This window comes from Streptomyces sp. NPDC001220 (genome assembly GCF_053597895.1).
This window is the reverse complement of record NZ_JBSFJE010000003.1, coordinates 562153-576291: the sequence shown is the minus strand read 5'-3', so window position 1 is coordinate 576291 and position 14139 is coordinate 562153. Positions and strand designations below refer to the sequence as shown.

The following is a 14139-nucleotide window of genomic DNA, read 5'->3' as shown; positions in this document are numbered from 1 at the left end:
GCGGGTTCCCGCCGTTCCGGGCCGCTACGAGACGTCGGGGGTGTTCATGGCCCAGCGGATCGTGCGGGTGAGCAGCCGGCCGGCCGGTCGCACCGTGACGTCCTCGACGAACGCGAGCCGGGGCAGCCGCAGCAGCGACCGGGCCCAGGAGGGCAGCAGTGTCACGGCGTTGGCGGCGAGTATGCCGTACAGGGGACGCACCGGCAGGGGCAGCGGGGGTTCCAGGAGCAGGAAGCGTGCCGCCGACCGGGCCTCGGGCGTGGCCCTGAGCTCCGGCCGGTAGCCGGCCAGCCGCGCGGCCAGCTGCCGGCGGTCGCGCGGCGGATCGGTCACCCCGAGTGCCTCGGCGACCCGCGCGGTGTCGGCGACGTAGGCGTCGTAGCCGGCCGCGTCCAGCGGGCGGGAGCCGAAGCGTTCGTGAGCGCGCAGGAAACACTCCGTCTCGGCCGCGTGCACCCACCCGAGCAGGTGCGGGTCGGCGGCGTGGTACGGCTCGCCGTCCGGTGTCGTCCCGCGCACCTTGTCGTGGATGCCGCGCACCGCGGCGACGGCCGCCTGCGCGTCGTCGGCCACGCCGTAGGTGGTCACCGCCAGGAAGGCGCTGGTGCGCTGGAGCCGTCCCCACGGGTCGCCGCGGTATCCCGAGTGCGCGGCGACGGCGGCCATGGCGAGGGGATGCAGGGACTGCAGAAGGAGGGCGCCCAGTCCGCCGACGAACATGGCGGCGTCCCCGTGGACGACGCGGATCGGACGGCCGGAGGCGAACCAGCGGGGACCGGGTGTGCCATGGATACGGGCGCGGGTGGCCGGTCCGTCGGGGCCCGCCACCCGGCGGAAGAGCATCGCGCCCAGCGACGCACGGACGTCCGGCACCACGGCTGCCACCTTTCTCGCCTCTCGCATCGTGTCACCGGCCGGCCGGTCCCGTCACCCCCGACGGCTGCGCGGCCCACCTCGGCTCGCCCGCCCGGCCCGCCGCCCGGCGGGGCTCAAGCGGGCCGGCCTGCGCGAACGTCAGGCTCTGTCCTCGCGGGTACTTGCACGATCCTCGCAACGATGGGAACAGGAGGGCAGCGGGTGGTGCAATGGGCGCATGCCTCTCGAAGAGTTCCGGAGCCTGCTGGACCAGCACGCCCGGCCCGACTGGAGCACCGCCATCGACGGCGTCCTCATCTCGAAGATCGACCGGCCGGATCCGCCGGGGCCCTCGATGTCCGGCACCGTGCTCGCGGTCATCGCCCAGGGCGCCAAACGCCTCGCCCTGGGCGACCGGATCTACGAGTACGGCGCCGGGCAGTACCTGGTCGCCTCCGTCGACCTGCCCGTCACGGGGAAGTTCACCCGGACCGGCCCCGAGCACCCGGCCCTCGGGTTCGGTCTCACCCTGGAGCCGTCCGCCGTCGCCGAACTGCTGTTGCGGGCCGGCCCCGGCGATGTCCCCCGGTCCGGCGCGGGCGTGCCGTCGGGGATCGCCGTCAGCGACGCTCCGGCCGCGCTGCTCGACGCGGTGGTCCGGCTGCTGCGGCTGCTCGACGAGCCCCGCGACCGGGCCGTGCTCGCGCCCCTGTTCAAGCGCGAGATCCTGTGGCGCCTGATCACCGGCGAGCAGGGGGCGACGGTACGCGAACTCGGGCTGGCCGACAGCGGTCTCAGCCATGTCTCCCGGGCCGTGCGCTGGATTCGCGAGCACTACGCGCACTCCTTCCGCGTCGAGGACGTGGCCCGCATGTCCGGCATGAGCGTCTCCGCCTTCTACCGCAACTTCCAAGCGGTCACGGCGATGAGCCCCATCCAGTTCCAGAAGCAGATCCGGCTCCAGGAGGCCCGGCTGCTGCTGGCCACCCACCCCGGCGACGTGACCGGGGTGGGCCGGCGGGTCGGCTACGACAACGCCTCCCAGTTCAGCCGGGAGTACCGCCGCCAGTTCGGCGTACCCCCGAGCCGGGACGCCGCCCGACTGCGCGGCACCACCCGGGCACCCGCGAGCATCCTTCCCTGAGCGGACCGGAAAGCCGTGGAGGATCGTGCAGGCGACGTCACCGGCTCGCCCGGGCCAGGTGACGGCGACGGCCTAGCCGCAGGTCAGCGTCGGTGTCCCCCAGTCGCCGTGGTCGTTGCCGTCGCCGTCGCCCGCGTCACCGACCTTGAGGTCGATCACCTGGGCGCCGCTGACGTCGACGTCGATCGGCACCGCCGCCTGTCTGCCGCGTACGGTCGGCGTGGTCACCAGGGTCTTGCCGTCGGCGATCACGGAGAAGGTGACCGTGCCCGCGCCGCCCGTCTCGTCGTCGACACCGACGTCCGCCGTGAAGCGCGAGCACTGTCCGGCGAGGTAGAGCTGGACGTCGCTGACGGAGTTGGTGCCCAGGCCCTTGGCGTGGCCGACGCCGGCGATGGTGATCGGGCGGCCGTCCCCGGCGGCCTGCTCGCCGACGCTGCTGTCCCGTTCCACCGGGCCCCACCCGTTGGTGGACGACAGGAACGTCAGGTCGCTCACCGCGCTCTTCCCGGCCGGCGGAGCCGGTGGGATCCCGCCGACGACGCGCTCGTCGGTGCCGGTGGCCTGCCGGCCGTTCTGCCGGTAGCGCACCGTGGCGGTGAGTGCCGAGGCGGACGGCAGCGTCCCGTCCGGTGGCCGGACCTTCCACGTGAAGGTGGCCGACGTGCCGGGTCGCAGACGGTCCCATGACGTGGGGCTCGTGGCACTTGCGCTCCAGCCGTCGGGCGCGGAGAGCGCGGCCGTCAGCCGGGAGGCGGACGACCGGTCCTTCGGCACCGCCACCGTCGCGCGGGCCGTGAAGGCCTGTCCCGGCTGGGCGGTGTCCGGCACGTCCAGGGTGACCTCCGCTCCCGGAGCCTTCGGCATCGCGTAGGTCCGGGCGTCGTAGCGCGGGCTGTCGTTCTGCGCGACGCGCAGGGACGAGGCGTAGCTGCCGTAGTTGGTGAGCGAGACCTTGCCGAGGCCGCCGGTGCTGCCGTCGAGGTTCCACACGGCGATGGCGATGCTGTTGTGGCCGTTCGGGTTCAGGATGCCGTCGGGGACGGGGAAGGTGTGCTGCGGGCCGAGGTAGTTGACGTAGTTGCCGACCTGCCAGCCGTTCACGAAGATCGTGGCACGGTACTTGCGGGCCGGGTCGTCGGTGAAGGTCAGCCCCAGCGAGGTGTCCTGGCCGTGCGGCAGGCTCAGCCGGGCGTCGGTGCGGTACCAGGAGACCCCGGCACGGGTGTCGGTCGTCGGCAGGGACACCCGGTCCCAGTCGCCGTCCGGGTAGCCGGGCAGGGACCAGCCGGCCCGCTCGCCGTACAGGCCGCCCGTCGAGAGCGGGCCGCGCACGGTGTCCTGGAGGTCCTCACCGCCGCGTACGCCCTGCAGCCGCCAGGTGACCGAGGTCAGCGGCGCTCCGACGAGGGAGGCGCTGGTCAGGCCGCGCGCGGTCTTGTTGCCGTTGGTGGAGTTGTAGTCCTCCTCGTGCCCCATGTTCACGGTGAGCACGGAGATGAGGTTGTCGCCGTCGGACCTCACCGCGCCGGCCGGGAAGGTGAAGTCGGCGCCGCCCGTGGTGGAGCTGCCCAGGAAGGTGCCGTTGAGCCAGGCGGAGAACGCCTGCGCGCCGCCACCGGAGTCCGAGACCAGATGGATGCCGGTCTCCTTGCCGGTGGCGCGGAAGCGGCCGCGGTACCAGGTGTTGCCGGTGTGGAATCCGTAGTCGTCCGCGTAGAGCACCGGCAGCGCGTTGACGCCGGAGACGCTGTTGGTGGTCGTCCTGTCGGCCACCTGCCAGCTGGAGTCGTCGAATCCGGGGCCCGCTTCGGGGGATTCCTCGGCGTGCTTCCAGTTCGTGAGCGCCGGCAGGTGGATCGGGGCGGCCACCGGGACGGTGCCGGTCAGGCTCCCCGTGTCGGTCGACCTGTTGCCCAACGTCCTGCCGTTCCAGGTGACATGGGCGGCGGTGGTGAACACCTCGATGTTCTTGTCGTCGGCGTTGTCCCCGGTGAGCGCCACGGTGCGGCCGCCGTCCAGGCTGGTCGCCGTCCGCAGCAGGTGGGTACCGCGTACGAGCACCGGGCCGGTCGCCGTGTCCTGGCGCCAGAAGGTCTCCGCCGTGGCCTTGTCCCCCACGAGCAGGAGCAGCGGGCGCTTCCCGCCGCCGCTGACGCTGACCCGGACGAGGCCCTTGTGCGTGTAGTTGAGCCGCAGGTCGCCGGTGGCGGCGTCCCACGTGGTCGTGACCGTGCCGCCGGTGGCGGTCACGGTGGGCCTGGTGGCGTAGCGGAGGACGGTCTCGCCGTCGCTGCCCTGGTCGCCGTAGAGCACGGCGACATCGCGGCCGCCGATCGTCGCGCTGGTCATGATCTCCGAGGTCGAGTACTGCAACTGCGAGTCCCCGAGCCGGTAGTTCGCCACGATCACGTGCGAGTCGCGTCCGTCGAGGGTGATCGCGGTGCCCGGCTGCTGCGGCACCACCGGGTAGGTCGGCTCCGCGGTGTCGGCCGTCGGCACGTCGATGGCGTCGATGGCCACGTAGTTGTCCGTGGAGCCCGAGCTGTGGTTCCCGTCGACGACGATCTTCAGGGTGTGTGCTCCTGGCGTCAGGCCGGTCTTCTGGAAGAGCACCGCCTGGTTCTCGCCGCCGGAGTCGTCGACCGTCGCCACCTTGGTGCCGTCGAGGTAGACGTCGGCGTTGCCGTGGTTGTTCGTCTTCGAGCCGATCCAGCGGACCGCGGTGCCGTCGAAGGGAACGGTGACCGAGTCACCGGCCTTGTTGGAGAACGACTCGGTGTGCTTGTAGTCGCCGCCGGTGTAGCTCTGGTCGGCCACGTGCGACCACGAACCGGTGTACTGCAGCGCGGAGTCGGGGTCGTCCCAGGTGTAGGTGGTGTCCGCGGTCGGCTGCGCGTTGAAGTCCAGCGAGACATGGGTCCTGTCGACCGCGGTGGACGTGGAGTCGCCGTGCCGCAGGACGTGGAACTGCGTCTTGGTGTCGGGGTTCATCCGGGCGGTGTCGACGACGGCGGAGTCGTCCGGCGGCGTCGCCCTGATCGCCTCGGTCTCGGTCAGCGGGGCGACGGACTGGGTGAAGTACCCGATCAGCTTGTCCTCGTAGTACTTCGGATCGAGCTGCCGGGTCTCGCGGATCGCGGCCCCGTAGTCGTACGACGTGTAGTTCTCGGGCATGCCGAGCCAGCCCCAGTTGGTGCCGCCGTAGGTCATGTAGAAGCTCTGCGCGGTGGCGCCGACGGCGATGTTCTGCTTGTAGAAGACGTCGGCGAACCGGTCGTTGATCAGCTGCGCGCACTTGTCGTAGCCCGGTCCGCCCCAGGGGTCGAAGGCGCCGCCCTGGAACTCCGGCGAGTAGAGCGGCTTTCCGGCGGGGTGGTCGTAGCTGATGTCGGGGACGCCGTTCCACTTCGAGGGGTTGGAGCAGTCGAAGCCCTGGGGGTAGGAGTCCGGGCCGTCCACGTCCAGGGCACCGGTGCCCGAGTTGAAGGTGCCGTTGTTGTTGCCGGTGAGCGGAACCGTGATGCCGTCGGCGCGGGCCTTGTCCTCCAGGTGCTGCATGTAGGAGCGGCCGGCGGCCGAGCCGTTGTAGTACTCGTTCTCGACCTGGTAGGCGATGACCGACCCGGTGCCGTTGGTCAGTTGGTGGCGGGCGATGATCCGGTCGATCTGCGTCAGCCACTCGTCGGCGTACCGGAGGAATCGCGGGTCGTCGCTGCGGTTGTTCCCGGCCTTCGTGGTCAGCCAGCCGGGCAGGCCGCCGCTGTCCACCTCCGCGTTGATGTACGGCGCCGGGCGGGCGATGACGTAGAGGCCGGCCTCCTGGGCCATGTCGAGGAGCTTGTCGACGTCCCGCACCCCGGTGAAGTCGTACACCCCCGGCTTGGGCGAGTGGTAGCCCCAGTCGAAGTACAGGGAGGTGGAGTTGAAGCCGGCGGCCTTCATCTTCTGGAAGATGTCGCGCCACAGGTCCTGGCTCGGGAGCCGGAAGTAGTGGAACTCTCCGGACCACAGGTAGGTGCGCTTGCCGTCGACGAGGAACGAGTAGCCGTCGAGGGTCACCGTGTGCGCCCGCGCGCCGGCGGCTGCTGCGGCGGCGGGTGCCTGCCGGGCGGTGTCCCGGGCCGCGGCGGCGGGCGCGGTCATGCCCACCGCCAGGGCGATGGTCGCGGCCGTCGCGAGGAGCGCCCTCCACCACCTACGGCGATCGGGTCTCGCGACCTCTGAACGGATCCCACTTCCCCGCACTGCGGCCTCCATCCCCCTGAGCAATCACCATCGAACAGACTCAGGCAAAGCCGAACAGTAAGGGGACACAAGGTTCAACACAATGGGGCGGGAGGACACAGTCGAGGCGGAAATCCGGGACCGGTTCGCCTGGGCCGCCGCCCCGAAGGCGTGGGCGGCGAAGCCCTCGTCCCCCGCATCGGCCAATGCGCCGACGGAAGGTTCACCGCCGCGTACGGACCCGCACCGAGGTCCGCCGGCGACATGCTTCGCACCTGTGCGGCCGCGAGCTCCAGCGCCGGCGGCAGTCGTTCCAGCTCCTCACAGAAGCCGGCGGTCTTCTGCCGGTGGGTGTCGTCCGCGGTGGCTCCTAAGCCGATTCGCTGCCGTCCTCCGGGCCGGGGTCGGTCGCCAGCCATGCCGAGAGCCAGGGCTCAAGTTCGTACGCGGATGCCCGGCCCGGCTCGTTCCTTGCAGAGCCGGGACCAGTGGTGATGCATGGCGGGGTGCTGGTGTGACCGGCCGAGGCGGGCTCCGCATCACGGGGCGTGGGTCCTGGGGCAGTATGCGTGACGCTCATCGTGCCACCCACTCCCGGTTCCGATCGAGCAACGACCACCGACACGACCAGTGTTGATCGGCGAGGCACCCAGGGCATCGCATGATCCGGTGATCGGCCCGCGCGCCGTCGGGCCGCTCCTCCGGACACGGTCCGTTTCGGGGAGGACGCCGTGCCGTCGGGTCCGGCGTCACCGGTGCCGGCGGGCCGGGCATCACCCATTCAGGGGATCTCTGTGCCCGGGCTCCGCGGTCGGTGGACCCGGTCGGTCGAGCCCTTCGGCACCGGTGCCCCGCTCGATCGCCAGCCGGGTCAGCTCGACCCGTGAGTTGATGCCGAGCTTGGCGAAGATGTGCTTCATGTGGGTGTTGACGGTGTGCACGGACACGTAGAGCCGGTCGGCGACGGCCCGGTTGGTGAGGCCCTCGACGACGAGCGGGATGAGTTTCCGCTCCGATTCGGTCAGGTCCTCCCACCCGCGGGGGCCGGCCGGGTGGCTCCGTACCGGGGCGGTACGCACGCCGAGCCGCCTCAGGCGCCCCCTGATCCGTTCCTGGTCCAGCCCGGCCCCCGAGGCCGACGTCAGGCGGCCCGCTTCCTCGAAGTACGGGATCGCCGATGCCGTGTCCCCGGCTACGGCGATCAGTTCGGCGAGGTCCTCGCAGGCCGCGGCGAGGGCCAACGGTCTGCCGGTGTTCCGGTAGCCGGCGACGGCGGACTCCAGCGCACCGGAGTCGTGGTGGAGCAGGCCGTCCACGTGGGCGCGGACGGCCCCGATGATCTGCCGGCTCTCGTCCTGAACGGCCAGACCGCGCAGGGCCCCCGACACGGCCTCGGCGAGCGGCTGGTCCCCGCCACGGAGCGCCGCGCGCACGATTCCGGGCCAGTGGGACGGGGGCAGTGCCAGCAGACGCGCCGGTTCCTGGCTCGCGAAGCTCTCCGCGAGTGCCGCCGCAGCCTCGCCGTCGTCCCCCTCGGCGTCCGCCAGGCAGGCGCGCGCCAGAGAGACCCAGGGCCCGTACCGATGGGTGTGTGTGCCCGGGTCGGTGCCGGCGGCGCCGAGGTGGTCCTTGGCCTTGGCGAAGTCACCTCGTCTGGTCTCCACCAGTGCCAGGACCGCGCGGGCCTGCGGAGTCGGCAGGGTGATCTCCAGTTCGTCCGCCACCGCCAGGCTGGCCTCGGCCTCCACGGCCGCGTCGTCCAGCGCGCCCTGTTCGAGGAGCGCGCAGGCGCGGGCGGCGTGCCAGTGGGGCAGTGACCAGCCCAGGGCCAGCGCCTCCGCGTCGCGTTGTCCGTCCCGCAGGGTCCGCCCGGTGTCGGCGAGCCGGTCGGTGACGGTCAGTACGGTGGCCAGCCACAGCGCCGGAATCCGCGGGGGCCGCAGATAGAGCACGTCGGGCAGGGTGCCGGCGCGCCGGGTGGCCTCCTCGGCGAGTTCGAGGGCGCGCGCCAGGTGGCCGCGGTAGAAGAACGTCTGCGACTGGAACACCATGGCGCTGACGACCACGGCCGGATCGTCGCTGCCGTAGGAGGCCTCGACCAGCCCGGCCCCGGTGCGCTCGGCGGCGGCGATGTCTCCCAGGTAGACGTGGCCCGTGGCCTTGGTCTTCAGCAGCCTGACCCACAGGTCCGACGGCAGCCCGGGCAGATCCAGGGCCTTCTCCAGGTGTGCCATCGCGGCGGCGTCGTCGCCCGCGGCCTGGTGGATCTCGGCGGCGACCAGACGCAACCGCGCCTCCTGCGGCGGCTCGAGTCCTTCCGGCAGCGTGGCGTCGACCAGGTCCAGCGCCTCGTGGACCCGGCGGGTGCGGCCCAGGTACTCGGCGGCGTCGGTCAGCAGGGCGATACGGCGCGGGTCGTGCGGGGGCCGCAGGCCGGCGACCCGCTGGGCGAGGTCCGCCGCCGCGTCGGGCGCCGAGGACGACATGTCCCGTACGGCGGTGGCCAGCGTGGTCACGGAATGGTCGTCGACCGGGCCGCCCGACATCACGACGTGCCAGGCCACCTCCGCGGGGCGTGCTCCGGTGCCGCGCAGGCTGTCGGCCGCCTCCCGGTGCAGGGCCGTCCGCACGGCCTGCGGCAGGTTGTCGTGGACCGCCTGCCGGGTGAGGTCGTGACGGAAGGCCAGGCGTGGGCCGTCGGCCGAGAGCAGATCGGCGTTGAGGACTGTGTCGACGCCCGACAGCAGGCTGCCGACCTGTCTGCCCATCATCCGGGCGGCCGTGCCGAGGTCGAATTCACGGCCGAGGACGGAGCCGATCTGGAGCAGGTGCAGGGCGTCTTCGGGGAGCCGGTCCAACCGTGCGGCGACACTGCGCCGGAAGCTGACGGGAATGCCGTCGCGGGGCAGGCCGGTCTCGCCCGCCTCCATCCCGGCGACGTCGGTGTGGGCGAAGCCGCGTACCAGCTCGATGGCGAGAAAGGGGTTGCCCGCGACACCGCGCAGCAGCCTGGCCAGTCCGGGGGACGGCGTCGCCCCGAGGACGTCGGCCGCGATGTGCTGCAGCTCGCGCTGCGGCAGGGGGCCCAGGGTGAGCCAGCGGGCGCCGAGGCGTTCGAGGTCCTCCCGGACCCTGGCCACGATCGGCCGCTCGGCGTCCGACCGTACCGCCAGAACCCACAGAATCCGTGCGGCGGCGAGCCGCCCGGGCAGGGTCCGCAGGACGAAGAGCGTGGCGGGATCGGCCCACTGGGCGTCGTCCACGAGCACGGCCACCGGCGCGCGCTGGGCCCGCTCCTCCAGGGCGTCCGCGATGCTGTCCAGGAGCAGGAGCCGCTGGTCGTCGGCGGCCGCGAGGGCCCGGTGGGAGCCGTCGGAGGGTTGCAGGGCGGACTGCAGGGCGGCTCCCGCCGCGTACTGGTCGAGTTCGTCGGCCCGTACCGAGACCACGTCGAACCCGGATCGCCGTGCCATCCCGTCCAGCTCCGCGAGGAACCGGCTCTTGCCGACGCCGGCCGCGCCCTCCACGACGACGCAGGCGCCCCGGCCGCCGCGCACCACGTCCAGTGCCTCACGGGCCGCTGTGATCTCGCGGTCCCGTCCCCGCAGGCGCGGCCCGGTCACGGCCCGGTTCCCGCGCCCACCGGCCTCGTCGCCGGCGGGGTCTGTGCTGTGCATGCGGCAAGCATGGCGCACGGTCACATCGGGCCTCAACGCGAGTGCCGGGGTGACCATCGCTTTCACCCGGGTGAAAGCCCCTTCCGGGCCGTCGGCTCACCCTGTCCGGACACATGCTGCCTGCCATCCGGATCTCTTGTCCCTGGAGAGGAGTACGACGTGCGTACAGGCAAGGAATACCTGGCAGCGCTGAACGACGGCCGCACGGTGTGGGTGGGCGACGAGCTCGTCGACAACGTGGCCACGCACCCGAAGACCCGGGCGTACGCCCGGAGCCTCGCGGCCTTCTACGACCTTCACCACCGCCCGGACCTCCAGGACGTCATGACGTTCGTGGACGAGGACGGGGTACGGCGGTCCATGACCTGGTTCCAGCACCGCTCCGCCGACGAGCTGCGGCGCAAGCGGGAGTACCTGGAGACGGTGCAGCGCGAGCTGGGCGGCGGGGCCGTACCGCGCACGCCGGACGTGAACAACTACGTCCTGCTGACCTATGTCGACGACCCGGAGCCCTGGAGCAGCCAGTCCGTCGGGACCGACGGCCGGGACCTCACCGCGGGGCTCCTCGACTTCTGGAACGAGGTGCGCGACGGCGACCTCAACGCGACACCGGCCTTCGTCGACCCGCAGGCGGACCGCTCGCGCGACTCCGCCCAGGCCGAGTCCCCCGCCCTCAGGGTGGTCGCCACCTCGGAGGAGGGCATCACCGTGCGGGGTGTCAAGGCGATCAGCACCGGCGCGGCCTTCGGCGACTGGATCCACATCGGTGTGTTCTACCGCCCGGGCATCGTCGCGGAGCAGATCATCTACGGGGCGGTGAAGCCCAACACCCCCGGGGTCACCGTCATCTGCCGTGAGAGCAACGTCCGGGACGGCGAGGAGGTGGAGCACCCGCTCGCCTCGCAGGGCGACGAACTGGACAGCATCATCGTGTTCGAGGACGTGCTCATCCCCTGGAACCGCGTCTTCCACATCGGCAACCCCCAGCACGCGTCGCTGTACCCGCAGCGCGTCTTCGACTGGCTGCACTACCACTCGCTGGTGCGGGCGACGGTGAAGGCCGAGTTGATGCTCGGTCTGGCCCTGCTGGTCACCGAGCACATCGGCACCTACCAGTTGCCGCCGGTCCAGGCCCGGATAGCCAGGTTCGCCGGCTTCCACCAGTCGCTCAAGGCGCATGTGGTGGGTTCGGAGGCCCAGGGGTTCTACACGCCCGGCGGCATCTTCAAGCCGAACGTCCTGATGTTCGACTTCGGGCGGGCGTACTACATCGAGCACATCACCGACATGGTGCACGAGCTCATCGACCTGGCCGGCCGGGCCGCGCTCATCTACCCCACCGAGGGGCAGTGGCAGCAGCCCGAACTCAGGCCGTGGCTGGAGGCCCTGCACACGGGGCCGGTCGGCAGGCCGCACGACCGGCTGAAGATCAGCCGCGTGATCCGCGACATGTTCCTGTCCGACTGGGGCGACCGCATCGGCGTCTTCGAGAACTTCAACGGCACGCCCCTGCTGGCCATCCGCACGCTCACCATGAAGCGCGCCGAGATGTCCCCGGGCGGCGCCATGGCGGACCTCGCGCGCAAGGTCTGCGGCATCGAGAACGTGAACACCGAGGAGGAGTCCGCGTACCGGGCCCAGGCGAACTACGCCCGGCGCCAGGACGCCTCACGTCAGGACGCCTAGAGCCCGGACGCGCGCCGGCCGGAGGGGCTCCTTCGGCCGGCCGGTGAGCCGGGACGACATCGCCGGCTCGGTGCGCGCCCGGGAGCCAGGGGCCAGGGCCCGGCCCCGGGAGCAGGAGCCAGGGCCCGGGTCACGGCACACCGCCCCCGGGCCCTGGTCACAGCACACCGATCCCGATCCCGGGTCACAGCACACCGCACTCCCGGGCCCCGGTCACAGCACACCGCCCCCCGGGCCCGGGTCACAGCACACCGCACTCCCGGGCCCTGGTGACCGCCTCGTTCCTGTCGTGGGCGTCGAGCTTGCGGAAGATCGCGCGTACCTGGGTCTTGACGGTGTTGTGGGACACGTACAGCTCGGAGGCGATCTCCCGCAGGGTCAGCGAGCCGCACAGCGCACGCAGCACCCGGCGCTCGCCCAGGGACAGGTCCTGGGGCCGGGGACCGACGGGTACGACCGACGGGTCCCCGCCGACCCGGCCGAGCAGGTCCGTCAGGATGCCGGGCGACTCACATCTGGCCGCCGCTCCCTCGGCAGCCGCCCGGGCCCCGCGCGCCGCGTTCGTGTCGTGCCGTGCGGCCGCCAGCCGCGACCGCGTGAAGTGCCACAGCGCGCGCACGTGGGGTTCGCCTTCCGTCCGGGACGAGTCCGCCAGTGCCGCTTCCGCGGCGGCCAGCATGTGTTCGGCCTCGCCGAGGCGTGCCTCCCTCAGGAGCAGGCCGGCCCGGCCGACGTAGGCGGGCACCGAGACGAAGTGCCGGTCCAGACCGGCCGTCGCCATCTCATGCAGCGCCTCGTCGCTCAGGACGTGTGCCAGTTCGTGACGTCCGGCCAGCAGTGCGCACAGGGTCCGCAGACCCAGCGCGCGGACGAGTGCCAGGCCGTGTCCGGCGGCGTGCGCGTCACGGGTCGCCTCGCCGAGCAGTTCCTCCGCCTCCTCGTACCGGCCGGTCCACAGGAGCGCGGTACCGCGGGCCGTACCGGCGAGGGCGCGCCAGGAGGTCAGCGGCAGGGTGCCGGTGACGGCGGACTCGCCGAGCCGGTCCGCGGTCAGGACCTCCCCCTTCAGACAGCAGGCCACGGCCCGGGCGACGGCGGCCGCGTCGCCGACCGTGCCGCCCTCGCCGACGGTCTGGGCTCCCGTCTGCCTGAGCAGGGCCACGTCCAGCCACCGGCAGGCCGTGGCGGGTGCGCCTTCCGCGAGGGCCGTCATGGCCGCCACGACACACAGGCGGGCGTCGGCGGCCACCGTGCGGCGCGACAGCAGGTCAAGCCACTGCGAGACGCGCGCACCGTGGCCCGCCGAGATCTCCTTCTCCCACCCGTCGAGGACCGCCACGACGGCCGCCGGCTCGTCTCCGCCCAGCATCCGGTGCCGTACGGCCTCGGTCGTCCGTCCCTGCCGTGCGTACCACTGGGCCGCCGACCGGTGCAGGGTCGCGACGGTGTCCGATCCCTCGGATGCCAGGACGTCGGACAGCAGTGCGGCCAGTGCCCGGTGACGGCGGTAGGTGGCCGCCTCGGCGCCGACGGGCACCAGCAGTTGAACGGTTCGTGCCAGTTCGCGCAGCAGGACGCCCGCCCGGTCGCCGGCGAGGGCCTGGCACGGTCCGGCACCGAGTTCGTCGAGCACGCTGGTGCGGAGCAGGAACCGGCGCTGTTCGGTGGTGAGCCGGTCGAGGACCTCGGTGGTCAGGTACTCGGTGACCGCTTGTCTGCCGCGGGCCCGCTGCCCCTCGACGTCGGCCTCGTTCCCGGAGCGGGCCAGGGCCCGTCCCATGATGCACAGCCCGGCGGCCCATCCCTCGGTGGCCTCGTACAGGGCGCGCGCGTTCGCCTCCGTGGGAGGGGAGCCGAGCAGAGCGGTGAGCACCGCTTGTGCCTCCCCGGGGGTGAAGGCCAGGTCGTGCAGGTCGAGTTCGGCGACCAGGCCACGGGCCCGCAGAGCCGGAAGGGGGCCTCCGGGAAGGTGCCGGGTGGCCAGGACGACGCGGAAGCCGTGCGGCAGCCGGATCACGAAGTCCGCGAGGGTGCGCAGTGCGTCGGCGTCCGTGACGGTCTCCAGGCCGTCGAGGACCAGGGTGAGCGGTCCCGCCGTGCCCACCGCCGTCAGCAGGGCGGGCAGGTTCCCGTCGAGCCAGGAGTCGGCCGTCCACTCACCCTCGTCGAGACGGCCGGGCAGGTCCGCTCGTGCCTGGTGCAGTGCGCGCAGGATGCCCGACCAGAGCCGGTCCGGAGCGTTGTCGCAGGTGTCCAGGCTGAGCCAGGCGCAGGCCCCGCGAGCCGTCTTCTCCCGCGACCACTCGGTCAGCAGCACGGTCTTTCCGGCACCCGCCGGCGCGGAGACCACCACCACGGGCTCGGTCGCCGCGTCGAGCCGGTGCAGCAGCCGCGGACGGGTCAGAAGATGCGGGGGCTGGGCCGGAGGATGCAGTTTGAAGGCCGGCACGGAGCTGGTCATGGCACTTCCCCAGGAGTGGGTCGGAACGAGCGGGAGCCCCCGACGGCGGTGGCTCGCCTGCGAGAGCCGGACGTCGGGGGCGTCGGTGG

The 14139-nt window shown here is 72.3% G+C and carries 6 protein-coding genes; 2 read left to right on the top strand and 4 right to left on the bottom strand.

Annotated features, from left to right (window positions below; all coding sequences use genetic code 11):
* Positions 1-24: 24 nt before the first annotated feature.
* Complete coding sequence (locus ACWDGI_RS10470; protein ID WP_450757495.1) at positions 25-843, bottom strand: oxygenase MpaB family protein; 819 nt, start codon at positions 841-843, stop codon at positions 25-27.
* 250 nt (positions 844-1093) lie between these two features.
* Here ACWDGI_RS10470 and ACWDGI_RS10465 point away from each other — a divergent pair, with 250 nt between their 5' ends.
* The gene (locus ACWDGI_RS10465) at positions 1094-1999 is read left to right on the top strand and encodes an AraC family transcriptional regulator (protein WP_450757363.1); all 906 of its coding nucleotides are present in this window, start codon (positions 1094-1096) and stop codon (positions 1997-1999) included.
* Between the two features lie 72 nt (positions 2000-2071).
* Here the strand turns inward: ACWDGI_RS10465 and ACWDGI_RS10460 are convergent, their stop codons facing one another.
* On the bottom strand, positions 2072-6145 hold the full coding sequence (locus ACWDGI_RS10460; protein ID WP_450757361.1) for a beta-galactosidase: 4074 nt from the start codon (positions 6143-6145) through the stop codon (positions 2072-2074).
* Positions 6146-6999: 854 nt separating this feature from the next.
* A complete protein-coding gene (locus ACWDGI_RS10455) occupies positions 7000-9903 on the bottom strand; it encodes a helix-turn-helix transcriptional regulator (protein ID WP_450757359.1) in 2904 nt (967 codons plus the stop codon).
* Between the two features lie 159 nt (positions 9904-10062).
* On the opposite strand from ACWDGI_RS10455, the gene ACWDGI_RS10450 reads away from it, so the two are divergent.
* Complete coding sequence (locus ACWDGI_RS10450; RefSeq protein WP_450757357.1) at positions 10063-11589, top strand: 4-hydroxyphenylacetate 3-hydroxylase family protein; 1527 nt, start codon at positions 10063-10065, stop codon at positions 11587-11589.
* Between the two features lie 241 nt (positions 11590-11830).
* On the opposite strand, the gene ACWDGI_RS10445 is transcribed toward ACWDGI_RS10450, so the two are convergent.
* Entirely contained in the window at positions 11831-14050 is a 2220-nt protein-coding gene (locus ACWDGI_RS10445) for a LuxR C-terminal-related transcriptional regulator (protein WP_450757355.1), read from the bottom strand.
* Positions 14051-14139: the final 89 nt, after the last annotated feature.